The sequence below is a fragment of the Pedobacter sp. W3I1 genome (genome assembly GCF_030816015.1).
Classification (GTDB): domain Bacteria; phylum Bacteroidota; class Bacteroidia; order Sphingobacteriales; family Sphingobacteriaceae; genus Pedobacter.
Genome location: NZ_JAUSXN010000001.1, coordinates 1,909,428 through 1,935,812, shown reverse-complemented (window position 1 = coordinate 1,935,812; position 26,385 = coordinate 1,909,428). Strand labels below are relative to the sequence as shown.

26 protein-coding genes are annotated in these 26,385 nt (G+C 38.4%); 16 read left to right on the top strand and 10 right to left on the bottom strand.

What is annotated here, in order from left to right; genetic code table 11:
• Nucleotides 1-8: 8 nt before the first annotated feature.
• The gene (locus QF042_RS08300) at nt 9-410 is read left to right on the top strand and encodes a hypothetical protein (protein WP_307527147.1); all 402 of its coding nucleotides are present in this window, start codon (nt 9-11) and stop codon (nt 408-410) included.
• 52 nt (nt 411-462) lie between these two features.
• Here the strand turns inward: QF042_RS08300 and QF042_RS08295 are convergent, their stop codons facing one another.
• On the bottom strand, nt 463-1,683 hold the full coding sequence (locus QF042_RS08295) for an FtsX-like permease family protein (protein WP_307527145.1): 1,221 nt from the start codon (nt 1,681-1,683) through the stop codon (nt 463-465).
• 177 nt (nt 1,684-1,860) lie between these two features.
• On the opposite strand from QF042_RS08295, the gene QF042_RS08290 reads away from it, so the two are divergent.
• A complete protein-coding gene (locus QF042_RS08290; RefSeq protein WP_307527143.1) occupies nt 1,861-3,129 on the top strand; it encodes a DUF1343 domain-containing protein in 1,269 nt (422 codons plus the stop codon).
• A 235-nt stretch (nt 3,130-3,364) separates the two neighbouring features.
• On the top strand, nt 3,365-3,571 hold the full coding sequence (locus QF042_RS08285; RefSeq protein ID WP_307527141.1) for a hypothetical protein: 207 nt from the start codon (nt 3,365-3,367) through the stop codon (nt 3,569-3,571).
• A gap of 151 nt (nt 3,572-3,722) precedes the next feature.
• Here the strand turns inward: QF042_RS08285 and QF042_RS08280 are convergent, their stop codons facing one another.
• A complete protein-coding gene (locus QF042_RS08280; RefSeq protein ID WP_307527139.1) occupies nt 3,723-4,766 on the bottom strand; it encodes a DNA topoisomerase IB in 1,044 nt (347 codons plus the stop codon).
• A gap of 91 nt (nt 4,767-4,857) precedes the next feature.
• Here QF042_RS08280 and fmt point away from each other — a divergent pair, with 91 nt between their 5' ends.
• Complete coding sequence (gene fmt / locus QF042_RS08275; protein ID WP_307527137.1) at nt 4,858-5,766, top strand: methionyl-tRNA formyltransferase; 909 nt, start codon at nt 4,858-4,860, stop codon at nt 5,764-5,766.
• Between the two features lie 561 nt (nt 5,767-6,327).
• On the opposite strand, the gene QF042_RS08270 is transcribed toward fmt, so the two are convergent.
• Together QF042_RS08270 and QF042_RS08265 are read right to left on the bottom strand one after the other, a co-directional pair.
• Complete coding sequence (locus QF042_RS08270) at nt 6,328-7,167, bottom strand: aminotransferase class IV (RefSeq protein WP_307527135.1); 840 nt, start codon at nt 7,165-7,167, stop codon at nt 6,328-6,330.
• Between the two features lie 3 nt (nt 7,168-7,170).
• Nucleotides 7,171-8,199, bottom strand: coding sequence for an RluA family pseudouridine synthase (locus QF042_RS08265; protein WP_307527133.1), 1,029 nt, complete (start codon nt 8,197-8,199; stop codon nt 7,171-7,173).
• Nucleotides 8,200-8,305: 106 nt separating this feature from the next.
• On the opposite strand from QF042_RS08265, the gene QF042_RS08260 reads away from it, so the two are divergent.
• The 4 genes from QF042_RS08260 to QF042_RS08245 all read left to right on the top strand — a co-directional run bounded on the left by QF042_RS08260 (nt 8,306) and on the right by QF042_RS08245 (nt 12,614).
• A complete protein-coding gene (locus tag QF042_RS08260; protein WP_307527131.1) occupies nt 8,306-9,334 on the top strand; it encodes a DUF6588 family protein in 1,029 nt (342 codons plus the stop codon).
• 402 nt (nt 9,335-9,736) lie between these two features.
• On the top strand, nt 9,737-10,606 hold the full coding sequence (locus tag QF042_RS08255) for a 1-aminocyclopropane-1-carboxylate deaminase/D-cysteine desulfhydrase (protein ID WP_307527129.1): 870 nt from the start codon (nt 9,737-9,739) through the stop codon (nt 10,604-10,606).
• Nucleotides 10,607-10,861: 255 nt separating this feature from the next.
• Entirely contained in the window at nt 10,862-11,479 is a 618-nt protein-coding gene (locus tag QF042_RS08250) for a TetR/AcrR family transcriptional regulator (protein WP_307527127.1), read from the top strand.
• On the top strand, nt 11,466-12,614 hold the full coding sequence (locus QF042_RS08245) for an NAD(P)/FAD-dependent oxidoreductase (protein WP_307527125.1): 1,149 nt from the start codon (nt 11,466-11,468) through the stop codon (nt 12,612-12,614). The genes QF042_RS08250 and QF042_RS08245 overlap by 14 nt, the downstream gene beginning before the upstream one ends.
• Nucleotides 12,615-13,138: 524 nt before the next feature.
• Here QF042_RS08245 and QF042_RS08240 read toward each other — a convergent pair.
• A complete protein-coding gene (locus QF042_RS08240; RefSeq protein ID WP_307527123.1) occupies nt 13,139-13,444 on the bottom strand; it encodes a GNAT family N-acetyltransferase in 306 nt (101 codons plus the stop codon).
• A 223-nt stretch (nt 13,445-13,667) separates the two neighbouring features.
• Entirely contained in the window at nt 13,668-14,033 is a 366-nt protein-coding gene (locus QF042_RS08235) for a helix-turn-helix domain-containing protein (RefSeq protein ID WP_307527121.1), read from the bottom strand.
• Nucleotides 14,034-14,132: 99 nt separating this feature from the next.
• Here QF042_RS08235 and QF042_RS08230 point away from each other — a divergent pair, with 99 nt between their 5' ends.
• The 3 genes from QF042_RS08230 (at nt 14,133) to QF042_RS08220 (ending at nt 16,818) form a co-directional block, all read left to right on the top strand.
• Complete coding sequence (locus QF042_RS08230; RefSeq protein WP_307527119.1) at nt 14,133-14,885, top strand: SDR family NAD(P)-dependent oxidoreductase; 753 nt, start codon at nt 14,133-14,135, stop codon at nt 14,883-14,885.
• Between the two features lie 197 nt (nt 14,886-15,082).
• Nucleotides 15,083-16,414, top strand: coding sequence for an L-lysine 6-transaminase (lat, locus tag QF042_RS08225; protein WP_307527117.1), 1,332 nt, complete (start codon nt 15,083-15,085; stop codon nt 16,412-16,414).
• Nucleotides 16,415-16,416: 2 nt separating this feature from the next.
• Nucleotides 16,417-16,818 (top strand): hypothetical protein, encoded by a 402-nt coding sequence (locus QF042_RS08220; RefSeq protein ID WP_307527115.1) that lies wholly within the window; start codon nt 16,417-16,419, stop codon nt 16,816-16,818.
• Between the two features lie 987 nt (nt 16,819-17,805).
• On the opposite strand, the gene QF042_RS08215 is transcribed toward QF042_RS08220, so the two are convergent.
• The 4 genes from QF042_RS08215 to QF042_RS08200 all read right to left on the bottom strand — a co-directional run bounded on the left by QF042_RS08215 (nt 17,806) and on the right by QF042_RS08200 (nt 21,201).
• A complete protein-coding gene (locus QF042_RS08215; protein WP_307527113.1) occupies nt 17,806-19,167 on the bottom strand; it encodes an acyl-CoA dehydrogenase family protein in 1,362 nt (453 codons plus the stop codon).
• A gap of 176 nt (nt 19,168-19,343) precedes the next feature.
• Nucleotides 19,344-20,060, bottom strand: coding sequence for a bacillithiol biosynthesis deacetylase BshB1 (bshB1, locus tag QF042_RS08210; RefSeq protein WP_307527111.1), 717 nt, complete (start codon nt 20,058-20,060; stop codon nt 19,344-19,346).
• Between the two features lie 7 nt (nt 20,061-20,067).
• Nucleotides 20,068-20,580 carry a glutathione peroxidase gene (locus tag QF042_RS08205; protein ID WP_307527109.1) on the bottom strand — a complete coding sequence of 171 codons (513 nt, stop codon included), beginning with the start codon at nt 20,578-20,580 and terminating at the stop codon, nt 20,068-20,070.
• A gap of 6 nt (nt 20,581-20,586) precedes the next feature.
• Complete coding sequence (locus QF042_RS08200) at nt 20,587-21,201, bottom strand: DUF4294 domain-containing protein (RefSeq protein ID WP_307527107.1); 615 nt, start codon at nt 21,199-21,201, stop codon at nt 20,587-20,589.
• Between the two features lie 109 nt (nt 21,202-21,310).
• On the opposite strand from QF042_RS08200, the gene QF042_RS08195 reads away from it, so the two are divergent.
• The 5 genes from QF042_RS08195 (at nt 21,311) to QF042_RS08175 (ending at nt 26,250) form a co-directional block, all read left to right on the top strand.
• A complete protein-coding gene (locus QF042_RS08195; protein WP_055906427.1) occupies nt 21,311-23,518 on the top strand; it encodes a bifunctional (p)ppGpp synthetase/guanosine-3',5'-bis(diphosphate) 3'-pyrophosphohydrolase in 2,208 nt (735 codons plus the stop codon).
• Nucleotides 23,519-23,712: 194 nt separating this feature from the next.
• Entirely contained in the window at nt 23,713-24,210 is a 498-nt protein-coding gene (locus tag QF042_RS08190) for a Fur family transcriptional regulator (RefSeq protein ID WP_307527102.1), read from the top strand.
• A gap of 38 nt (nt 24,211-24,248) precedes the next feature.
• Nucleotides 24,249-25,529: an adenylosuccinate synthase gene (locus QF042_RS08185; RefSeq protein WP_307527100.1), complete on the top strand. Its 1,281-nt coding sequence runs from the start codon at nt 24,249-24,251 to the stop codon at nt 25,527-25,529.
• A 194-nt stretch (nt 25,530-25,723) separates the two neighbouring features.
• Nucleotides 25,724-25,951 carry a hypothetical protein gene (locus QF042_RS08180; protein WP_307527098.1) on the top strand — a complete coding sequence of 76 codons (228 nt, stop codon included), beginning with the start codon at nt 25,724-25,726 and terminating at the stop codon, nt 25,949-25,951.
• The gene (locus tag QF042_RS08175) at nt 25,945-26,250 is read left to right on the top strand and encodes a type II toxin-antitoxin system RelE/ParE family toxin (protein WP_307527096.1); all 306 of its coding nucleotides are present in this window, start codon (nt 25,945-25,947) and stop codon (nt 26,248-26,250) included. Before QF042_RS08180 ends, QF042_RS08175 begins: the two co-directional genes overlap by 7 nt.
• The last annotated feature ends 135 nt before the right edge of the window (nt 26,251-26,385 follow it).

Sequence of the window (26,385 nt, the reverse complement as noted above, 5' to 3'; positions counted from 1 at the left end):
CCTCATAAATGAAAAATTTAATATTCTTCTTTATCGTCCTATCTATGTTTGTTTTTGGATGTGAGAAAAAATCTGAGACAAAAACGACGAATTACGAATTTGAAATCAATACCTCAAAATCAATTGGTGCCTCAACATTAGTATTAAAATCGATTAGCGATAGCCGTTGTCCAATAAATGCTGATTGCATTGGCGCGGGAGGAGCAAAAGCATATTTCAAATTAACAGCCAATAATATTGATCAGGAAATTATCTTATGTAAAGGAGATTGTGGCACATTAGAAAGTGTAGCAAACCTTAAAATTAACGGCATAGATTATTCGCTCAAATTAATTGACATCACACCATATCCTCAACTTCCTACAAGTGATGTTACAAAAACTGTAAAAGTTGAGTTGACAAGAACTTAAGTTTAGGTTTGCTTGGGCATCGGAAAATGATCTGTCCGGTGACCCAAGTTTTTTATTTAAACCTGATTGCTTTAAGCGGAGAAACCTTGCTGATCAATAGCGAAGGAATAATCAAAACCGTTAAACACACCACTACCGTAACGATATTAAGCAGCAGCACATCGATAAAATGAAATTCTATGGGTGCATAAGCTAAAAAGTAAGAAGCCTGGTTAAGTTTAAAAATGTGAGTGGCCTGCTGTAAGAAACCTAACCCTAAGCCCAGAATATTTCCGAGCAATAAGCCAATGCCAATTAAATAAGCTGCATTGTAGAGAAAAATTTTCATAATGCTCCAGTTGCTGGCCCCAAAAGATTTTAGCATCCCAATCATATTTGTTTTTTCTAAAATCATAATCAACAATGCAGTAACCATGTTAATTACGCCTACAATGAGCATCAGGATTAAAAGCACTTTGGTATTTACATCAAGAAGGCCTAACCAGGTAAAAATATTAGGGAAGTTTTCTTCAATAGAATAGGAACGTAAATTGCGTGGAAGCTTTTCATAAATATTATCGGCTATAGGCTTAAGCCTGTTAAAATCCTTAATCCTGATTTCTATGCCACCAATTTCGTTGGTTTCCCAATTATTCAGGCGTTTAATGATATTCAGGTTGCCCAGCACAAAGCCCTTATCAATATCTTCTACACCTATATCGTAAATACCTACAATTTTAAATTTACGCGGTCGCAATTGGTTTTGAACAAAATACATGATAAAATCGTCACCTGTTTTGAGTTTTAAACGATTGGCCGTATAATTCGAGATAAGCAGTTCCTGCATGGCAGCCGTACTGTCAGAAAAATCGATGATGGTTCCGCTGATAATATGCTGTTTAATATAATCCCACTTGTAGTTTTTGTCTATCCCTTTAAAATTAATACCTTCTATTTCGTTATTGGCCGAAAGAATGCCTGGTTTTGTCGCAAAGGGATAATAATATTCAATATCTGGATGGTTTCTGAGCATCTTTTCCGTTTCTCCATCCAATACAAAAGGAGAATGCTCAAATGAATTATTCAGGTCGTAACGGGTAATCTGCACATCGCCTAAATACCCCCTTACTTTATCCTGAATTTCAGTTTTAAAGCCTTTAATAATGGCTATAGAAAGAATCATAACAGCCAAACTCAACATCACGCCTGCTATTGCAATGCGGACAATAAGTTTTGAAAAAGTACGCTCAGATTTAATGGCTATCCGCCCTGCTATGAAATATTCGAAATTCAATTTAATCAATTTGTGTTAACAAAAATGCTCAATTCCTTTTTAAAAATGGCATTTTTGAAAATAAATAACCAACTTTAAACATCAATCATTTCCTTGTAACAGGAAAATACCAATAGCATAATTGAAATATATTGTAAATTGTTTTGTTATAATACCGGAAGATTAAAAATACTGAAAATGAAAAACTACATCAGCTTTGCTTTAACCAGTTTAATTGCATTATCGGCCTGCGGACAACCCAAACCACTCGAACAGGAAGTTCTTGGAAAGAAAAGCCCGGAAAACAGAAAACTGATGATCAAAACTGTTAAACTGCCATCGGCGATTAAAACCGGTGCAGAGCAAACCGAAAAATATCTTCCACTATTAAAAGGTAAACGTGTTGGTATGGTAGTTAACCCCACATCGATTATCGGTTCGCAGACTTCGGTTGATAGCCTGCTCAAACGAGGTGTTAAAATTCAGAAAATATTTGGTCCAGAACATGGTTTTAGAGGCAATGCAAGTGCTGGTGTGACCGTTAATGATGATATTGATACCAAAACAGGTATAAAAGCCATTTCACTCTATGGCAAACACAGCACACCTACAGCTGAAGATTTAGCAGACATCGACATTATGGTGTTCGACATTCAAGATGTTGGTGTTCGTTTTTACACCTATATTAATACCTTACAACATGTGATGGAAGCTTGTGCCGCGAACAATAAAACGTTATTGATTTTAGACCGTCCGAATCCAAATGGCTATTTAATTGATGGGCCGATTTTAGATCCAAAATTTAAATCGGGTATTGGTGTGCAACCTATTCCTATTGCTCACGGCTTAACGGTTGGCGAATATGCACAGATGTTAAATGGCGAAGGCTGGTTGAAAGATAAGGTGAAATGCAAGATTACCATTATCAAAAACGCCAATTACGATCATGATATGGCGTATACTTTACCTGTTAAACCCTCTCCTAACCTGAATACACAGCAATCTATTTTGCTTTATCCATCTACCTGTTTATTTGAAGGTACTTATTTAAATCACGGCCGCGGAACAATGTTCCCTTTTACCGTTGTTGGTGCACCTTACCTTAAAGGGAAATTTGATTTCAGTTTCACCCCAAAAAGCATCAAAGGAATGTCTGAAACACCATTATTTCAAGATCAGGTTTGTTATGGCTTAGATTTAAGAACTTACGATACCTCGAAGTTGGTAAAATCTAAACAGGTAAACATTAGCTGGTTAATTGAACTGTACAAGGCTTCGCCAAGAAAAGAAGATTTCTTTAATACTAAGTTAAGCAAAGAAATGGGCACTATAGAAAGATTAGTTGGAGTAGCCGATTTCAGGCAACAGGTAATTGATGGAAAAAGTGAAGCAGAAATTAGAGCGAGCTGGGAACCGGGTCTAAGTGCTTACAAAACCATGCGTAAAAAATATTTGCTATATAATTAATTGAGTGAATGTTGAATGAGAGAATGATTGAATGAAAGGCATCGAATAACTTAATAAGTGTTTGATTGAATGAGAAAATTTTGAATGAGAGATGGGGGAAGGATAGATTGATTTGACCTGGCAATTTTTCAAACTTAATAAACAGTAATTTGTTATTAACTAACTGAATCGAAGATGAAGGCTATATCATGCTAACATTCAAAATTCAATCATTCAAAATTCAATAATTATAAGCATGAGCGGTCCAAAAGTTAAAAGTGATAAACCCGGAAGTAATTACGAGGAAGAGGTACCTAAAGGCAGAGAACCTGTAGACCATAAAACGGTGAGGCACGAAAATGATAGTACGCCCAATAAAGCACCAAAAACAAATAACCCGGCTAAACGGCGGGAGCTTGAGGAGCAGCCTGTTCATCCGATAAAAAAAGCGCCTAAAGAATAATTTGAATTAGTCAAAATCTTCGTTACAACTTGTGTATTAGCTTAACTTATGGTCGTCATCTCGACTGTAGCGCAGCGAAATGGAGAGATCTATAGCAGATTTCTCGACTGCGTTTCACTCCGCTCGAAATGACGATTTTTGTTAAAAATGTCTATTTACTACTTGCTTTTAAAAACGATAATAGAACCTTCTCGTCATGCGCTAAGCCCAGTTTACCGGTGACTTTGTTATTATTCATTTTTTTCATGTATTTACTAAGCTCATTGTTTTCATAAGCGGTGAGCAATAACGGATATACATAAGAACTCTTGCAAACAGCTCTGGTATTGCCTAATTTTTTTGCAACACAATCTAAAACCGTTACAATTGTTTTTTTAGAATTCAGATTAAAATTTTCATCGGCACTGCACTTCGAAAACTGGCGCAATGCTTCTAATGTTCCGCCCCAGGTTCTAAAATCTTTGGCTGTAAAGTCATCACCTGTAATTTCTTTAATGTAAGCGTTTATTTTACCCGAATCGATACTTTTATGTTCTTTCCCATTCGAGTAAAACTGAAATAATTCCTGTCCGGGGATATCCCTGCATTTCTTGACCAGCTTTGCAAGCGACCGGTCATTTAACTCTACTTTCTGTCGAACACCTTTTTTCCCAACAAAATCCATGGTGATTTTACTCCCCTCAATTTTAACATGCTTATCGCGAAGCGTAGTTAAGCCAAAAGAGCCATACAGTTGCTTATAACTTTCATTACCCACGCGGATTAGGGTTTTTTGGAGTACATCTAGCGAAATGGCCAATACCTTGCGTTCGTCGAAATCTTTCCTACGGAGGTCTTTTTCCAGGTTTTTCCGGGCATTAGGCAATGCTTTTCCAAATTCCAATAAACGAAAATATTTATCCTCCGATCGGCGGCTTGTCCACTTTGCGTGATATTTATATTGTTTTCTGCCAGCAGCATCGATACCGGTAACCTGCAGATATGCGTTAGGTTTATTGGCAATCCAAACATTTTGCCATGCGGGTGGAATAACTAATGCTTTTATCCGGCCGAGGTGTTTCTCTTCCGTTATTTTGTTCCCATCTTTATCTTCATAATAAAATTTTCCTGGTTTTCCTTTACGGTAAATACCAGGCATGGCATCAGTTACATACACCAATCCACTTGCCTGAACAACATCTTTGCCTTGTACCATTTTTTGCCTATAGGTATGGGTTTATTTTTAGTTATTTTGCAAAACTTAAACGTGGGTAGCCACGTTATTTTTAGAAACACAACACTTTCATATGAAAATAGTTTTTATGGGTACGCCCGATTTTGCGGTAGCCTCTTTAGATGCCTTGGTACAAGCCAATTTCGATGTAGTTGCAGTGGTTACTGCGCCAGATAAACCTGCAGGCCGTGGTCAAAAACTGAATGAAAGTGCCGTAAAAAAATATGCGGTAGAAAAAGGAATTCCTGTGCTACAACCTGAAAAGTTAAAGAATCCTGAGTTTATTGAGAAACTAAAATCTTATCAAGCCGATTTGCAAGTGGTAGTGGCTTTTAGAATGCTGCCTGAAATAGTTTGGAGTATGCCTGTTAAAGGAACCATAAATTTACATGGCTCGTTATTACCGCAATACCGTGGTGCAGCCCCGATTAACCATGCCATTATTAACGGAGAGAAAGAAAGTGGTGTAACAACGTTTTTTCTTAAACAAGAAATTGATACCGGCGATATTATCCTTAGTGATCGTGTGCCCATTGCTGATGACGAAACTGCGGGTGAGTTGCACGATAAACTGATGGTTGTTGGTGCAAATCTTTTAGTAAAAACGCTTCATGCTATTGAAGCCAATAAGGTAACCGAACAGCCGCAGCCACAAAACGGCGATTTAAAGCATGCTCCAAAGATTTTTAAGGAAGACTGTAAAATCGACTGGAACAGTCCGGCGCAAACCATTCATAATTTAATCCGCGGTTTAAGTCCTTACCCAACTGCTTTTACCTTACTTAACGAGAAAAACTTAAAAGTATTTAAAGCAGAGATAGAAGACAAAGAACCGGGCATTGTAGCAGGAGGTTTTTTAACTGATGGTAAAACTTATTTAAAATTTGCCGCAAAAGACGGTTTTATCAAACTTTTAGATATCCAATACGAAGGTAAAAAGCGAATGCTGATTGAAGATTTTTTAAGGGGAATGCGGTTGTAAAGAGTTTGGAGTAGAGCGTTTGGCGTCGGTTAATCGCTGCATTCCGAAGCCTGAAGTCGAATAACTGGTAGTATATGTTATCCTGAATGCAATGAAGGATCTTTATAATGAAGTTTAGCAGTGTGTTATTGGCAAGAGATTCTTCACTACGTTCAGAATGACAAACGATTTGTAATGAAAAGTTTAGCGTTTTTTTTGGAAAGCAGGTTTGGTAGCTTTTGGGTTAATACAGTCCCGCTTCTGCTCCCGATGTAAAATCGGGGGCATCCCGCTTTGATCGGGTTTAGGTGGCCACAAAATGCAATTATTTGCGTTTAAATTGCATAGTAGAACTGTTCGCTGTTAAATAAACCCGACCGGCAGCGTTATCCCGATTAAGTATAGTTTATCTTATGAAGTAACCTTTATCGGGATTAAGCAAAGGCCGGGACTATCAGAACCGAAGCACCACAGGCTTTGCTTTCCAAAAAAATTGATCAGTTTTTAAGGACATGATAGATGCTGAACTAAATTCAGCATGACGACCAAGGTGATCTGTCCGCCACAGACCATGGAATAGCACTATAAATTATTCAATTTCTCGATCAAAAATTTCGATACCTCGTTAAAATAACGTTTCCTGCCGTAACCCATTACCCATTGAATGCCTTGTGTGGCGTTGGTGATAAAAACTTCTTCGGCTTCTTTTAAGATTTCGGGATTGATCTGCGCTTCGATGATAGGCATGTCGTTCATTTTACACAACTGCATAACGGCTGTACGCATTACACCACTTATGCAACCTTCGGCAAGTGAAGGCGTATAAATTTGTTTATTGTACACTACAAAAACATTAGCGCTGATGCTTTCGCAAAGAAAACCATGTTGGTTCAGAATCATCGCCTCATCTAATCGGTTCTGGCTTTTAAAAAGCCCGGCCATTACATAAAGCAGCGCATTGGCTGTTTTAAAATTCGAGAGCTTATTAATGGGTTTGGTCATTTCGTCAAAAACATCAATGATTAAACCTTTGCTGTTCAACTCATATGTAGCTGCTTTTAAGGGAATGCCTTCTAAAATGTAACCTGCTTTATTTATCTCGGGCGTGTAAACACCTGCTCCTCCCCGATAAACTGAAAGGCGAAAGCGTACACTACCATTCCATCTATTGTGTTTAGCTAAATCGGTGGTTTTCTGGCGCAGAAAATAATCGTCCATTAAAGCATGACCGTCGATTTTGAGCGCTTTCATACCGGCTGTTAATCTATCGGCGTGTAAGTCGGCAAATTGCAGCTTATTATTGATCATTCGCATGCTTTCGAACAGCCCATCGCCAAATTTGAAACTTCTGTTCGAAGCCGTTAAAATGGGGGCATCTACCGCCTGAAATTCATCATTAAATAAAAGGTACTCCTGAAGCATATTTTATGATGTAGCGATATAATTTTCCCATTTGGTTAATCCAGCTTTAAAATCAGGCGGCAATGGTGATTCAAAATACATATACGCTTTAGTGGTTGGGTGAATAAAACCTAGACTTTGTGCATGTAAAGCCTGACGGGGCAACAATTCGAAACAATTATCTACAAACTGTTTGTACTTATTAAACGTCGTCCCTTTTAAAATCTTATCGCCACCATACATCGCATCGTTAAAAAGCGGATGACCAATATGTTGCATGTGCGCCCTGATCTGGTGCGTACGGCCGGTTTCGAGTTCACAACTGATCAGGGTAACATAACCCAAACGCTTTAATACTTTATAGTGTGTTACAGACCATTTCCCCTTTTCTTCATCATCGTAAATATCCATCACACGGCGGTCTTTCACACTTCTGCCAATGTAACCGGTTACCGTTCCATCATTTTCAATATCGCCCCAAACCAGTGCAATATATTTACGGGTAATGCTGTGATCGAAAAACTGACGTGCAAGGTGCGTAATCGATTTTTCATTTTTACTGATCAGCAATAAACCCGACGTATCCTTATCAATGCGGTGCACTAGGCCTGGGCGGCCATCATTACCTGGTAACTGAGGCAATTGCTCAAAATGGAATGCCAAAGCGTTAACCAAGGTTCCGGTATAGTTATTGAAACCAGGGTGAACAACCATCCCTGCAGCTTTATTTACGACCAAAAGATCGCTATCCTCATAAATGATATCCAATGGTAAATCTTCGGGATAAACTTCGGTATCGCGCGGTGGGTGAGGTAAAACTATAGATATTTCATCATAAGGTTTAACCTTATAACTCGCTTTGATCTGTTTCTGATTAACCAATACATTCCCTGCATCAATTGCAATTTGAATACGGTTTCGGGAGGCATTTTCTACACGCACCATCAAAAATTTATCGATACGCAGCAAAGATTGCCCCTTATCGACAACTATTTTTAAATGTTCATATAATTCCTGCTCTTCTGACTCCTGCAATTCGACCACATTTTCCATGGCGCAAAAATAAACTTTTAACTTCAAGAATTTTTCAATGATTGCAGTTTTCGAAAAAACAGCCCTATCTTTACTCACAATCAAAAACTTTCTAATTTCTTTTTATATGAAAAAATGCTACTCTTTAAAGGTGTTATGCGCCCTATTTTTACTGCTAATGGTTCAAAAAGCAAGTGCCCAACAAGATGTTGGAGGACTATTTGTTGGCGGGCCAGCTGATGCAACTAAACTGGTTAATGCCTATTTCGATCCTTTGTATAAAGGTTTAGGCTTGGGTTTAACCGATGGATGGTCGAATACTGCTCAATCAAAAGGTTTTTTAAAATTCGATGTCAGGGTTTCGGCCTCGGGGGCTTTTGTTCCACAATCGGCCAGAAGCTATGATGTAAATACCTTGGGTTTAAGTAATATTAAACCTGCTCCAGGAGCATCATCTATAGGTCCTACTGCATTTGGCGATGATCATGAAGGTGGTAAAATGCAAATTTATACAAGCAGTGGCATTCCTACAGGTAAATTTTTTAACCTACCTCAGGGAGTGGGGTTCCATGTAGTGCCTTCGGCTCAGATTCAGGCTACTTTGGGTTTACCTAAAAACATTGATGTTACTTTGAGAGCAATGCCGAAGATTAAATTAGGTAGCGACCTTGGAAGCTTATCGATGATCGGCTTCGGTGCAAAAGTTGAACTTTTACCGCTTTTTATGGGCTCAACTACCGAAAAATTAATTCCTGTAGATATTGCAATAGCTGGGGGCTTTACCCAGTACAAATATAATTTACCTTTAAATATCAATAATACTGCAAATTCAGATCAGCGTATTGATGCCAAATTCAATGGCGTAAATTTTGATGCTATTGTTTCCAAAAAGATCCTATTTTTTACGCCTTTTGCCAGCATAGGTTACCAAACCTCGAATACCAATTTAAAAGCACTTGGTACTTATAAATTTGAAGATGGCGCAAGCAATGCAACTTATGTTGATCCAATTTCAGTTAAACAGACTGATATTGATGGTGTAAGGGGAAGTTTAGGCTTTCAGTTGAAGTTTGGTTTCTTTAAATTTTATGGTTCATATACTGCAGCGAAATACAGCATGGTTAATGCTGGTTTCGGTTTTGGTATCGGTAAATAATTAAATATAATCTGGTATTATTAAGGCAATACTGTCATCCTGAGAGTTAATTTATTGTATAAAATCAATATAAATGAAATGATTTTAAGGGAATGAATAGCCTTGGGGTATCGTCATTCCCAGAGGTCAGTTTTTTAGCAAAAAAAAAGGAGTTGGGTGACAGGTAAGATAAATCGTCATCTCGACCGCAGTGGAGAGATCTTTTAACATAGTCCAAAGATCTCTCCACTCCGCATTTGCTTCGGTCGAAATGACGACAATTTTAGAATCTATCATTGGTAACTCGATTGGGAACAACGAAGTGCTCACCGCAGATAATCGTAATGCAAGCGATTTAAGATTCCCGCATGCGCGGGAATGACGACCACACTAACGGATTACAGCCTTTATTTATTTTTACACGTGTTCGAAGAAATATATAGTCCGGTACAAAAAATAGCATTTGCGCCTTTCAACAACCTGTTTGTTAAACGGGATGATCTTATTGATCCTTATATTTCCGGCAACAAATGGCGTAAGCTCAAATACATTTTAGCCAGGGCCAAAGCAGAAAACAAAACACATCTGGTTACCTTCGGGGGTGCTTACTCCAATCACCTTGTAGCTACTGCCGCAGCAGCATCAAGATCAGGATTAACCGCTACAGCCTTTGTGCGTGGAGAAGAAGTGAAAAATGAGATGTTGTTATTATGCAACTTATTTGGCATGAAACTCATTTTTACCGACCGTGAAAGCTATCGGGATAAACACAAATTGTTCGAACAAAATTTCGCTAACGATGCCAAAGCCTACTTTATTGATGAAGGTGGAGCGTCTGCAGAAGCGATCATTGGCTGTGCAGAAGTAATCGGAGAATTAACAGAACCATACGACCACATTTTTTGTGCCGCCGGAACAGGAACCACCGCAGCGGGATTATTAAAAGGAATTCAGCAACAGGGTTTAAGTACAAAACTACATATCATCCCTGTGCTAAAAGGTGGCTCGTTTATCAGAGATGAAATAGCAAAATATACGCCCCTGTCCAGTCATCTGGACCTTCACCTCGACTATCATTTTGGAGGTTATGCAAAAACTACCCCTGAATTGATCAATTTTATTAAAACCTTCACCGCTCAAAGTGGATTGCTTTTAGACCCTGTTTATACAGCAAAGATGTTCTACGCCATCCAGAATCTACAGCAACAAGGAATCATCGGCAAAGATGAAAAGGTACTGGCTATCCATACCGGCGGATTAATGGGGCTCTTTGGTATGAAGGATAAGTTTTAATATTACCCAAAGTTTAATTAAGATATGCGGATAATCCTCATGTGAAGATCCGTACCTATTCTAAATTTTTAATCAAGACCATCTTCCATTATGGCAGAATAGATGTTGAAATAAATCCGATAACTATCAGATCAGCATAACGATCGCGTTAGATAGACCCAAATCCATTTGTCAACACAAATTAATAATTTGAAGAAAATTTAAAAGTAAACAAACGTTTACTTACTTTCGATCCGTATCAATTAAGTGAATTATATGCGGCCCAAAAATTTAGCGAAAGAAGAAGCGATCCGATCGATTGCACTACAGATCATTTCTGATGAAGGGTTGGAAAATCTGAGCATGCAGAAGCTTGCAAAAGCAGTCAATATATCGCCACGCACCATTTATATCAAGTATGAAAATAAAGAAGACCTTTTGATCAAGCTTTTTATTCAAGAAGTGCTCGCCAACTATGAAAAAGCTGTACTCGAAAATTTTGATCCAAAAATGGGTTTTGCTGATGGCATGAGAAAATTGTGGCTAAATACCTTTCATTATCTTAAAAACAATAAACCCTCTTTTTCCTTAATCCAATATGGAAAATCTTCACCCCTATTAAATAAGGCTTTTCAAGAAAAAAACATTCAGCAAGGAGAATTTTTTGCTCCTATACACAGCTTCTTAAAAACAAATGTTGAGGCTGGATTGATACCCGATTTACCACACGATGTACACAGGGCATTACTGTTTTCGCCTATCCAAGATCTGGTATCCGAATATTTTGACCATTTGGATCGTCCGGTACAGATTATTACTGAGGAACTCATTTTAACCTGCTGTGAAATTGTAATTAAAGGAATAACAAATCAGAAAAACAATGAACAACATTAAAGATAAAAAAATCGCCATCATTGGGGCAGGTCCTGGTGGCCTAACCTTAGCCAGACTTTTGCAGATGGATGGCTTTAACGTAAATGTTTATGAACGCGACATCGACGAAAATGCCCGGCCAAAAGGTGCTACCTTAGATTTACATGAGGAATCGGGATTAGCTGCCTTACGTGAAGCTAAACTAATGGATGCCTTTCTGGCAAACTATCGCCCAGGCGCAGATCGGACACGTATTGTTGATCAGCTTGGCAATATCGTTTTTGAAGATAACGATACCCATAACAGAGAGGCTTTCCGGCCTGAGATAGACCGTGGCCCATTGCAAAAGATCCTTTTAGATTCGTTAACTAAAGATACTGTAATTTGGGGCAGCCATTTTGAAGCACTTACGCCCAGCAACGGTTCATGGCTGATCGGATTTAAAAATGGAACTTCAGCGCAGGCCGATATTGTAGTTGCCGCAGACGGGGCAAATTCGAAAATCCGTCCTTACATTACACCTATTAAACCCTTTTATTCGGGTATTACCATTGTTGAAGGAGCCATTTATTCATCAGCGACTGCTTGTCCAAAAATGCATGCGCTATTAAACGGTGGTAAGATTTTCGCTATGGGCGATGAAAAATCATTAATCGTAAGTTCAAAAGGTGATGGTAGTTTGGTATTTTACACAGGCTGCCATACAGCTGAAAACTGGGCGAAAGAATCAGGCATTAATTTTTCAGATAAAAACCAGGTAATCGGCTGGTTCAAAAATGAATTTTCCAACTGGGGTCCAATCTGGTTGGAATTATTCGAAAATGCATCATCAGCTTTTGTTCCCCGGCCTCAATATTGTATGCCTTTAGACCAAAATTGGGAAACCGCCTCAAATTTAACCATGCTGGGCGATGCAGCTCATTTAATGCCACCTTATGCTGGCGAAGGAGTGAATATGGCCATGCTAGATGCTTTAGAACTAAGCCAATGCTTCAAGGATAGCGGCTTTAATGCGCCTAAGGAAGCCATAGCAGCCTATGAAAAACAAATGCTAAAAAGAGCTTCAGAAACCGCAGATATTACAATGCAATCTACAACAGCACTCCACAGTGCAGATGCAATTAATTATATACTCAACATTATGGGCCCTGAATAAAAAGGGGCCCTCATCGCTGAGGAACCCCAATAAGCTCTCTAAATCGTCCCGTTGATTTGATCTTGCCATAGAAGTATCACTCCTTCCTTTCGAATAAAATAAAATAGAGCAAGGCCATTAGATAATAGATAAAGATGTACTATCCATACACATTTGAATGATAATTGGTAAACACGCTAAAGTTGGCATCACTTTACTTTCTTTAGGCATATGTTGGCCTGCTTCCATTTCGTAATGGTTACAAGTTTCATTTTTGTGCCTAGTATAGTTTAAGATTTAATGGGTGGTTTTCGGTGAAGTTAATTTCTTTGATGATATCGCACAAAATATCCAGTGTTATGTTCAACATAAAAAGTCGCATATAACCTCCCGCAAATTTCAGAAAGCGCTGATTTGTAATTTTACTGCGTTAATCTGTGTGATCAACGGGAAATTAATAGCCACTATACAATTAACTTATCACTAGATCAAAATAATTGCTATTATAGCTTTCCTAAATTAAATTCTAGTATTGTTTTTATGGATTAATCGTTTTCACGCACTTTATTCCAGATATCTCCGTAAAGTTCTTCGTGGCGTTTAAACTGCAGGTGCACATATGGGCACAGTGGAATTACCTTCAGCTTATTGGTACGCACATAATTCACCATCGCATCAAGCAATAGTTTTGCGTAACCTTTACCTTCTTTTTCAGGATCAATTTCGGTATGGTAAACCGTTAGATTTTCTCCCTGAATATCAAAAACCATTTCTCCATATTTTTCACCATCATCAAAAAGTTCGAATGCGCTGGGCGCTTCTTTCTGGATATTTAATTTAACTTCTGCCATAATACTTAGTTCGATATAATTTTAAATATACTAATCAACTGATTGCAGCATTAAATATCCGCTGATTTATTTATTAATTTATTTAGTCGCGAGTGGTTCGCAATTTCAATTTTAAAAACCCTAAACACTAATTTTAAAAAATGTTTTCGGGAAGTTTTTTCACAAAAATTTTCGATCCCTGTGAAGTCCAAAATTCGATTTTGATAATCATCCTTTAACGGTTTTATGATCTATTTTTCTTTAGCGCTTTATTCTTCTTGCCCCAGGCGCTTAATTGACAAAAAATCGGGAGAAAATCCAATGCTATCGTTGTTAGCTCATATTCTACCCTTGGAGGAACTTCTGCATAAACGGTTCTTTTAACCAGTTCATCTTGCTCCAATGCACGCAGCTGTAAGGTCAACATTCGTTCTGAAATATATGGGAATTCTTTTTTCAGTTCGCTAAACCTCAATTTTCGACTTCCAAGTTTATCCAATATTACAATTTTCCACCTACCTCCTATCTTGTTGGCCGCATAAGTCAGATCGCATTCAGTTATAAATTTTTCGTTGAGGGTATAGGTCGAATTTTCTTTTCGTGCCGTCATTACTTACAAATTTGTTTGTACCATACAAATGGTAGTGCATGCTATAAAAATACGCGGTATCGGTTATTATTGCAAGGTCAATTTTAATTACAAGAAAGTATGGACTTATATTTAACTGGAAAAACTGCATTGGTAACCGGGGCCTCAAAAGGAATTGGTAGAGCAATAGCAAAAGAACTCGCAAAAGAAGGTGTAAAAGTTTTTGCAACAGGACGCAACCAACAATCATTAGATAGCCTTTTCAGTGAGATCGTTGCCGAAGGCAGCCCTGCTCCTATCGTTTTTGCACAGGATTTGCTGGCACCTAACTCGCCCTACAAAATTGCTTCTTCGGCTTTATCTGCACTTGGCCATATCGACATCCTCATCAACAATGCAGGGCAAAGTCAGCCTGTAGATGTTGCAGGGCCAGAAGAACCCTGGACTAGATCGATGGCTTTAGATTTTGATCGACCCAGGCTACTCACACAAGCGTTATTACCACATTTTATAACCCGGAAGCAAGGTACGATACTCAATTTGACCAGTACTTATGAATTAAGATCGTTGAATGTTTCTGCTGTTGCCAAAGCCGCTGTGGCTATGTGGTCTAAACAACTTGCCGGTGAGTTGGGTAAATATGGAATCAGGGTGAACTGTTTGCAACCAGGGCTTATCGATACTGAAAACATCAGGCCTTATTTTCCTGGCGATGAGCGTCGGAAATATGCAGAAAGTGAAATACCTTTACAAGATTTTGGTGAAGTGCAAGATATGGCAAATATGGCAGTTTTCCTGGTTTCACCACGTGCCAAATATGTAACAGGAACTGTTTCAGTGGTGGATGGCGGAGGAAGACGTTCGGCATTCTAATTCTACCAAAATAAGATGCTTTAAAAAGGAGTTTCGACAAAAAAGTTTTCCACATCGATGAAGTCCAAAACCCGATTTTGTCTATAATCATACTTTAAACGTTTTAAACCTATTTTTTATGTAAAGCGCACAAAAAGTGCTTAAATTTTGATTTTAGGCACATTTAACTAAATTTGGAATATACCAAATCCAAGTTTATGTATCAATTAACAGTACCTGCAGATCGCGTTAACGAATCGTTAAGTAAACACATTTTGGCCGATGGTTTCGACCTGACTTATGATATGGAAAAGAGTCATGGTGCTTACATTTACGATTCGAAATACAATAGGACTTTACTCGATTTTTTCACTTGTTTTGCTTCCGTTCCTTTGGGTTATAACCACCCTAAAATGGTCAACGATGAGGCGTTTAAAAAAAATCTTTTCCTCGCCGCTTTAGCCAATCCATCGAACTCTGATGTTTATACCCAGCAGTATGCGCAGTTTGTTGAAACATTTTCTAAAGTTGGTATTCCTGATTATTTGCCGCATGCTTTTTTTATTGCAGGTGGTGGCTTAGCCGTAGAAAATGCAATTAAGGTAGCTATGGATTGGAAAGTTCAGAAAAACTTTGCAAAAGGATATACTGAAGAAAAAGGCTTTAAAGTTTTACACTTCGAAAGGGCTTTTCATGGCAGAACGGGTTATACTTTAAGCTTAACCAATACCCTACCCGATAAAACCAAGTGGTTTGCCAAATTTGATTGGCCAAGGGTTGCTGTTCCGGAAGTTAAATTTCCACTTTCCGGAAATAATTTAAGTCATGCCATTCAAACTGAAGAAACATCTTTAGCGCAAATCAAAAAAGCCTTCGCTGATCATAAAGACGATATCTGTGCTATCATTGTAGAGCCTATACAATCTGAAGGTGGAGATAACCACTTACGGGAAGAATTTTTAATTCAGCTTAAGGCTTTGGCCGATGAAAATGATGCCTTTTTGATTTATGATGAAGTACAAACCGGCGTTGGCTTAACAGGTAAATTCTGGTGCCACCAGCACTTTAGCGAAAAAGCGAGACCTGATATTTTGGCTTTTGGTAAAAAAATGCAGGTTTGTGGTATCCTGGTTGGCCATAAAGTTGACGAAGTTGAAACCAATGTATTTAAAGTACCGAGCCGGATTAACTCAACGTGGGGAGGCAATTTGGTTGATATGGTTCGTTCAACGCAGATTTTACAAATTGTAGAAGAAGATCAGCTTTGTGAAAATGCAGCAAAAGTAGGTGTGTACTTAAGAGATCAACTAGAAAACCTATCGTATAAATTTGATCAAATGACAAATGTGCGCGGAAGGGGTTTGTTATGTTCTTTTGATTTCCCTACAAAAGAAATGCGCAATGCATTTATTGGAAAAGGATTGGAAAACAATGTGATGTTTTTGGGCTGTGGTGAGAAAACTATACGTTTTCGTCCGGCACTTTGCATTGAGCAAAAGCATATTGACGAAGGCTTGACGGTTATGGAAAAAATATTGCCTTTATTGTAGGCATGAATAGAAAATCCTTAGTTTATTTCTTAGTTGCAGGAATTTTAGTATTGATCTTTTTCATGGTTAAAGATGTTTTCGATCAGCCTGGAATTGAAGATATGAAAGCTGGTTTTAAAGAAATTGCAAAGTATAGAAACGCAAACAATACTGGCCCTGTACAACGGATTTACATCGTAACGGTTAAAGATTCGGTATGGAAAGAAATGGAAGATTATGGCAATTTAATGCCCCACACCAAATACGGCAATACAAAAGTTTACTTCTTCATGCAGGGTGAAAATGTTCCAAAAACATTGCAGCCTGGAGCAGTAAACTTCGACCCATCTTTTAACAAAAACTGTATTGCCTTATTTGAAAAAAGTGCAATGAGTCAGGTGGCGTTTAATAAATATCCGTATTAAAAAGGGGTAAAATCCCAGAAGTTGATTGCTTAAAAGATTTAATTCTGATTGATTTTGAAATGGATGGTTCTGAGCACTTGGCATCTTCAGTCCCGCTCCTGCTTCTGCTCCGATGAAACCTGTGAAACAAGCAAGCACACCATAAAAAGCAAAAAATAGTGCTTAAATCGGCAGCATCCCGCTTTGATCGGGTTTAGGTGGCCAAGAATCCGGAAATATTAACGGATTAATAGCAAACGTTCCTACGGAACGAAAACGCCAATTAAACATTGGCTACCCACGAATCGTCCCGATGGGACGATCTGTGAATATTATGTCTTTGCCGTCCCATCGGGACGCCTGCCGGATAGAAAAAAAATGATGTTTTTTTCCGTTCCGTAGCAACGTTTCGTATTTTATGCATTATGATAACAAGCCCTTGTTCAATAAACCCGACAGGAGCGAGCACGAGTGCAACGAAGTAAAGCGAATGGCGGGGCTACAGCAGCCAAGAAATACTGACATTCGTTTCCTAACCCTTAAAAAAAACCATTATTAATTGCACCGTCGGATCTTCGACTACGCTCAGACTGACAAGCCATTTGTGGATAATCCCACAGCATATTTTGATCGATGATTTGGAAATGAAGGGCTCTGTACATTTGGCAATTACAGTACCTTTCCCTCCTCCCAATTTGATCCCGATGTAAAATCGGGAGGCATCCGTTCCAATCTGGTTTATGTTCAAAGTTTAGTGCCTCGAAAACAAACCGCTGTTCAATAAACCCTGACAGCAGCGAACATCCCGATTCTTCATCGGGATAAAGCGAATGGCAGGGCTACAGTACCTATGGAATACTGACATTCGTTTCCTAATCCTAAAAAATCCATTATTAATTGCACCGCACTGGTCTTCGACTACGCTCAGACCGACAAACATCTCTTATTTATTCCTTTAAACTCCAGAAGTTCCCATAGCATAGCTCTTTTAAACTTCGTGAGTTGCCCCTAAACAAACGCCGAAAATCCGGTTATGGCTCGCCCAACAATCAGTGTATTAATTTCTTTTGTGCCCTCATACGAATAAATCGCTTCGGCATCGGCAACGAATCGTGCAACATTATATTCCAGTAAAATACCGTTTCCGCCCATCACTTCTCTGGCTCTGCTTACTACATCTCGCGTTCTTAACGAACAGAATACCTTCGCTAACGAAGCATGTTCATCTTTCAACAGCCCTTGATCCTGCAATTGCGACAAGCGAAAACAGAGCGTTTGCATGGCCGTTAAATTCGATAACATTTCTACTAGGTGGTTTTGAATTAATTGAAAAGATGCAATGGGTTTGCCAAACTGTTTTCGGTTCAGGGTATATTCCAAAGCATTTTCATAAGCACCGCGAGCGCAGCCTACAGCCTGCCACGCAACTCCTGCCCTTGTCATTTGTAATACTTTAGCCGTGTCTTTAAATGAGTTTGCATTTTGCAGGCGGTCGGCTTCTTCAACTTCACAATTGGTTAAGGTAATAATTCCATTCTGCACAATCCGTAAGGCCATTTTATCCTGCATTTTCTCTACGGCAAAACCCGGGTTGTCTTTTTTCACAATAAAACCCTTTACTTCTCCGCTTTCTTCATCGCGTGCCCAAATAATTAAAATATCAGCGAAAGTGGCATTACCGATCCATTTTTTCTGCCCGTTTAGAACCCATTTGCCAGCTATTTTTTTGCAGGTTGTAGTGAGCCCTCCAGCGGCAGCCGAACCCACTTCAGGTTCAGTTAAACCAAATGCACCAATAATTTTAAATTGTTGCATCAATGGCAGCCATTGCTGTTTTTGTTCTTCTGAGCCACATAAATAGATCGACCCCATAGCCAGGCCACTCTGTACACCAAAAAAAGTAGAAATCGAGGTATCAATCCTCGCCATTTCCATCGCTAAGATTCCTTCCATCAAATTCGATTTCCCCGGACAGCCATAACCTTTGTAGGTTAAACCACAAATATTAAGTTCGGCAAGTTTTGGGATAATTTCAAAAGGAAATTCCGCTTTGTTCCAGTAATGGTTAACAATGGGTTTTACTTCCTTCTCTAAAAAGGCACGTACTTTTAACTGAAGCTCACGATCTTCATCTTTTAATGCTTCATCACCCAAATGGTAAAAATCGCCTTCAATTGGTGGTAATTCTCTCTTTTTGCCCGACCCACCCATCATTTTCATCATCCCCTGAATTTGTTTATCATCCAGGTTAGATATGGTTTCGACCATTTTGGGTAAATCTACTTTTTTCGATAAAGCTTCTAACTTATCGAAATCTACATGTTTAAAAAGATTGTACGCGTTTTTGAGAGAAGAGAATATATTCGCCATTATTATTCGTTTTGAGAATAACAAACGAAGGGCAGTTTTGTTGGACTGTCAAAGTAACCGCAAAGGGCGCAAAGTGTTTCGCTAAGGAAAGAAAGGGAAATAAATCTTAGTTAGACAAATGCCACTGCTTTGCGTACTTTGCGGAACACTTCTTTTCTTTGCGGTTAAAAACAGGATTACCGCAAATCAAACAAACTATCAACCCCCAACAATTTCCGCGAAGTAAAACCTTCGCCAAAAGTTGCGCCAATACTTTTACCGAATTCTCTCGAACGACCAATCACGGTTTCGAAAAACTCTGGCGATGAAATATAAGTTGGCAATCCATCTACATCAGGATTATAAAACTGTGTTTTAAAAGCCTTAATAGATTCAATTTTCTTATCCATGTGATCAGATATATCTACGATAATATCAGGTTTTAAATATCGATCCTGAATGTATTGCAATAATAATCTTGGGCGATGTGCTTCTTGTTTAACACCATCTATTGATGTTTCTATTTTTGGTAAGCCTGATAAAAAAACCGAATCGTAAACCAGGTCGCCTGCTCTTCCATGATCCGGATGACGGTCTTCTAACGCATTGCTTAAAATAATTTCGGGTTGATATTTCCTAATGGCTTTAATCACTTCCAAACGGTGAAACTCATCATTCTGAAAAAAGCCGTCCCTCAATCTTAAATTTTCACGGGCATGTAAACCCAAAATTTTAGCAGAGGCCGCTGCTTCTTCATCTCTTGTTTCTGCTGTACCTCGTGTGCCCAGCTCGCCTCTGGTTAAATCTACAATTCCAACTTTTTTACCAAGTGCAATATGTTTTAAAATAGTCCCTGAACAGCAAAGCTCTGCATCATCAGGATGCACAGCGATAACTAAAATATCTAACTTCATGATGTAATTATTGGGCATTTTGACTCAGCAGTTGCTGAATTTTCTTTTTAATTTTCGAACTCAATGGCTTGGTGAATGGCAAAAAATAATCTTCAAGCTCGCCATTTCTGTTCAGGATGTATTTATGAAAGTTCCAACGGGGTTTCGAACTTAATTTTGTGTTTTGTTTTTTATCGCTCAAAAATTGATAAAGTGGATGTGCATGCGCCCCGCGAACCATAATCTTATCAAAAACAGGAAATTTTACACCATGGTTAATCTCGCAAAAAGATGCGATATCAGAACCGTTTAGTGGTTCCTGTTTTCCAAAATCATTGGTGGGAAAGCCCAGAATTTCAAAATCAGGGCTATTAATTTCGTCTTTAAGCTGCTGCAACTCCTTTAATTGTGGCGTAAAACCACACTCTGATGCGGTATTTACAATTAAAACAACTTTGTTGCGGTAGGCTGATAAAGGCTGTTCTTCGCCATTAATTTTCTTAACCTTAAACGAATAAATATTCGGAATGCGTTCGTGCATTATATGTTATTGATAAAATCCTGAAGTACGGATAATGGATTCTATATCCCTATCTTCATTTGGATCGTAAGTGCTTTTTAAATTATGTCCTACCACGCGGGCAACAATCTGATAAGAAAATGCAGCGAAACCGCCCTTGGTCTGCTTAACAATATCATATGTTGTTCTGCCCACTTCACGGTCGATCAGTTTTGTTAAAATCTGACCCTGGGTAATCGTTAATTCCTTTATTTCGCGGTTAAACATGTCTTTAATTTCTTTATCACATTGTTTAACCAGTTGTTTCTGTTCCTTTTTCTCTGGCGTACGGGCAATATCCTGCTCCAGTTGCTCATACCTGCGTTTTGCGAATAATGCGTAGGGCATTACTTTTAATACGTTATACCTTAAGCGGTTATACGCAGCCTGTTCTGCCGGCGATTTCCAGATTCTTTGTGCATAAATAGATACATCATTAAGTTGCATCCACGGAATCATTACACCATTATCATTTGTTGAGGCTACTCTAATTGTATCACTTTTACCCATTTTAGGAAATACAGGGGCAGCAGGATCCTGAGCCCGTAACGAAAAGCTACAAATCATTACAATACAAAGAAAAAAGAGCCCTTTAATTTTCATAAATTTATACTTTTACAAAGTTAGGTGTTATTTCATATATTAGGTGTTTCACAAAACTAATATAAGTTTTATTCATAAATAAGACGCAATTTTTACGCAAAAAATACAAATGAAAACAGAGTTAGTGATTGATTTAGAGGCGGAAAAGCAAGAGATTCTAAAAAGATATAGGGCATTACTACGGGCAAGCAAATCTACTTTACAAAAGGGCGATAAAAAAGAAATCAGGAAAGCTTTCGATATGGCACTGGAGAGCCATAAAGATATGCGCCGAAAGTCTGGCGAACCCTACATCTATCACCCCATCGCCGTAGCGCAGATTGCTGCTGAAGAAATTGGCCTGGGCACAACCTCAATTGTATGTGCCTTGCTACATGATGTGGTAGAAGACACCGATATCACTTTAGAAGATATTGAACGTGAATTTGGCAAGAAAACCGCCAAAATTATCGATGGTTTAACCAAAATATCTGGTGTTTTCGATACCAACAGCTCTTTACAAGCCGAGAATTTTCGTAAAATGCTGCTTACCCTGGCTGATGATGTGAGGGTAATCCTGATCAAACTTGCCGATCGTTTGCATAATATGCGTACAATGGATTTTATGCCCCGCCACAAGCAGCTTAAAATCGCTTCAGAAACCATTTATTTATACGCTCCATTAGCCCATAGATTAGGTTTATATGCAATAAAATCAGAGCTGGAAGATCTTTCGATGAAATATCTTGACCCTGATACGTACAAATTCATCGCAAAAAAATTAAACGAGAAAAAAGCAGAGCGTGCGCTTTTCATCAAAAAATTCGTCGAACCGATTGATGAGATTGTTCATGAGCAAGGTTTAGTAGCCGATGTTTACGGCAGGCCGAAATCAATCCACTCCATCTGGAACAAGATGAAAAAGAAAAATATTCCTTTCGAAGAGGTTTACGATCTTTTTGCCATCCGGATTATTTTGGATTCCGCACCTGAAAATGAAAAGGCCGATTGCTGGAAGGCGTATTCAATTGTAACCGATTTATACCGTCCAAATCCAGATCGATTACGCGATTGGGTTTCATCACCAAAAGGAAATGGCTACGAAAGTTTGCATACTACCGTAATGGGCCCACGTGGGCAATGGGTGGAGGTACAGATCCGTACACAACGCATGAACGAAATTGCAGAGAAAGGTTTCGCCGCACACTGGAAATACAAAGAATCGAGTAATGATAACGGTTTGGATCAATGGATTCAGAAAGTCCGCGAAATGTTGAGTAATCCTGAAGCCAATGCTTTAGATTTCCTGGATGATTTCAAGATGAACCTTTTCTCGGACGAGATTTTTATTTTCACGCCAAAAGGTGCTTTAATCCAGTTGCCTTTGGGCGCTACCGCATTAGATTTTGCTTTCGAGATCCATACCGATGTAGGTGCAACCTGTATAGGCGCTAAAGTGAATCACAAGCTGGTTCCTATTTCGTATAAGCTTCAAAATGGCGATCAGGTAGAAATTATCACCTCAAGCAAACAAACGCCTAAAGAAGATTGGCTAAATGTGGTGGTTACTGCCAAGGCCAAATCTAAAATTAAGTCATCTTTAAAGGAAGAAAAGCGGAAAATTGCCGAAAATGGCAAGGAAATCTTAGAAAGAAAGCTGAAATCGTTAAAAATCACTTATAATACCGATAATTTACAAAAGCTCAGTTATTTCTTTAAACTGCCCTCTACACAAGAGCTATTTGTTAATGTTGCCCTCGGAAAAATAGAACTAAAAGATATTAAAGAGTATCTCTCAAGCGAGAAAGAGGTCGAAAACCGTGGTCCGGAACGCCCTGAAAATCTTTCTGTTGATGGAATAAAGAGTAAAATTAAAGGTGGAGAATCTGATATTTTACTGATCGGTGAAGATATGCAGCGCATTGATTATACCTTGGCCGCCTGTTGTAACCCCATACCGGGTGATGATGTTTTTGGTTTTATTACCGTAAGCGAAGGCATTAAAATACACCGTACCAACTGCCCTAACGCTGCGCAGCTAATGGCCAATTATGGTTATCGCGTAGTGAAAGCCAAATGGAACAAACAGCAGGAATTAACTTTCTTAACTGGCTTACGCATTGTAGGTATTGATGATGTAGGTTTGATCAACAACATTACCAGGGTTATTTCTACCGACTTTAAAGTAAATATGCGTTCGATTACTGTTGATACCAACGAGGGAATTTTTGATGGTTCGATTATGATTTTTGTAAACGATACTGAACACCTGGAAAACCTGATTAAAAATTTATTAAAAGTTAGAGGTGTTACCGGAGTAACGAGGTTTGATGCTTAGGTAGTCCGAAGTCTTTAGTCCGGAGTCCGATGTCGGAAGTCAGGATTCTAGTCCTAAGTCACGAGTTATTTGCAATTTAAACTTCTGACTCCCGATCCCCGGGCCTCCGACTTATTACAAATCTGTGTAATCATTTAATCGGTGTAATCATTTTTCAAAACAATTTACCTACCTTTGAATGGAGTTTAAAAACTATGTCAGAACAAAAAACAAATGAGCTCGTTCGCAAGATTTTTGAGGCTTATTTAGAAAACAAAAACCTACGTAAAACACCAGAGCGTTTCGCTATATTGGAAGAAATATATTCAAGAAACGACCACTTTGATGTAGAAACCCTTTATATCCACATGAAAAACCAAAAGTACCGCGTAAGTCGTGCTACGGTTTATAACACGTTGGAATTATTGGTTTCATGCGATTTAGTTACCAAGCACCAGTTTGGTAAAAATATGGCGCAATTCGAAAAATCTTATGGTTACCGCCAGCACGATCACGTAATTTGTATCGAATGTGGTAAAGTAGTAGAATTCTGCGATCCCCGAATCCACCAGATCCAAACCATGGTTGGTGATCTTTTAAAATTTGATGTAAAACACCATTCGTTGAATCTTTATGGCTTCTGCTCTGATTGCAGCATGGCCAGAAAAGTAAATGAAAGTGCAGCAACAGCTGCGAAAATCCAAGCAAATTAAATCAAAATTCAAATAAAACCAGCTTAATTTATTAAATAATGACGCAAGTAGATGTACTTCTCGGCCTGCAATGGGGCGATGAAGGAAAGGGAAAAATCGTTGATGTACTAAGTCCAAAATATGATCTTATTGCCCGTTTTCAGGGTGGCCCAAATGCCGGACATACTTTAGAGTTCGATGGCAAAAAATTCGTTTTAAATACAATCCCTTCTGGAATTTTTAACGAAAAAACCATGAATCTGATCGGTAATGGCGTAGTAATCGACCCTATTATCCTAAAAAGAGAGTTAGATAATTTAAAAAAAGCTGGTCATGATCCTGTTGCCGATGGCAAATTGGTGATTGCCCGTAAAGCACACTTAATTCTACCAACCCACCAATTATTGGATGCTGCTAATGAAGCACGCATGGGTAAAAATAAAATTGGATCAACCTTAAAAGGTATTGGTCCAACTTATATGGACAAAACTGGCCGTAACGGTTTACGCGTTGGCGATACTACCCTACCTGATTTCAAAGAACGTTATGCTAAGTTGGTAGAAAAACATACTGAGATTCTTTCTCATTACAAGGGTTTCGAATATGAATTAACTGAAAAAGAAGCATCATTCTTTGAAGCAGTCGAATTCTTAAAAACCATTCCTCATGTAGATAGCGAACATTATGTGAATGGTTTCTTAAAAGAAGGAAAAGCGGTTTTAGCAGAAGGTGCTCAAGGAACCTTATTGGACGTAGATTTCGGTTCATACCCTTTTGTAACTTCCAGTAACACTACAACTGCAGGTGCCTGTACTGGTTTGGGTATTGCGCCTAATAAAGTAGGTGCTGTTTATGGTATCTTCAAAGCATATTGCACACGTGTAGGTGGCGGTCCTTTCCCAACTGAATTAGATAATGAAGTTGGCGAAAATCTACGCACTTTAGGTCACGAGTTTGGCGCAACCACAGGTCGTGCCCGTCGTTGTGGCTGGATTGATCTTCCTGCATTAAAATATGCCATCATGTTAAACGGTGTAACCGAATTAATTATGATGAAAGCCGATGTTTTGGATACTTTCGATACTATTTATGCTTGTACCCACTACGAATATAATGGCGAAACGATAGATTACATGCCGTACGACATCATTTCTATCGAACCAAAACCAGTATTAAAAGCAATTGACGGTTGGGCTACTGATGTAACTAAAATTACTTCGGTGGATGAAATTCCTGCTAAGCTAAATGATTATATCGCATTCTTAGAAAAAGAACTGGAAGTGCCAATCAAATTCCTTTCAGTAGGACCAGATAGAGCACAAACTTTAGAATTACGTTAATATAAGATTCGTCATGCTGAATTTAGTTCAGCATCTATATATTCATAAACTGATAGACCCTGAAATAAATTCAGGGTGACGACCAATAATAAAAAGCAATCCATAACTGGGTTGCTTTTTTGTGTTAAGACAAATCAACTTAGTCACTTGTTTATCAGCATTCATTTAGTTATTTTTGAGTATAACATTTTATTATGGCAACTATCTTAGAAAGCGAAATGCTTAATTATTTTACTCAGCTAGACAATGCCGAAAAAAGCTCTGTCGTTAAAATGCTTAAAGCGTTTATAAAGTTTAAGAATGAAAACCCAAATGTTACCATAGAAGAATACAATAGTGAGCTCTTAGCTGCAGAAACAGAATTCAAAAAAGGTAATTATATAACCCAAGATCAACTATTAAATGAGATTAAAAGTTGGTAAAAAATAACCTCAAAATTGTCTGGACCAAACCAGCTCAAAATCAATTAAAGAAAATATACGAATACATTAGCACAGAGTCTATTCAAAATGCTATAAAAGTTATCAACGACCTAACTAAAGGAGTGGGTGACATTGCTAACCATCCGGAAAAACATAAAATTGATCAATATAAAAAAGACAATGATGGAACGTATCGTGCTTTTGAAAAACATCATTTCAGAGTTTCTTATCGAAACGAAAATCAAACGATAAGAATCCTAAGGATCAGACACACCAAAATGAATCCTAAAAAGCATTAATTTTTCAGCTTACGCTCGTTTTTAACGAGCGTATAATTTCAAATCGTTTCAAACGATTTAAAGATAATATTCTAAGTACCTTTCCACTTATGCAGGGTTTAGTTACCTTTGCCGCAGCTTGAAAACCACTCAAAA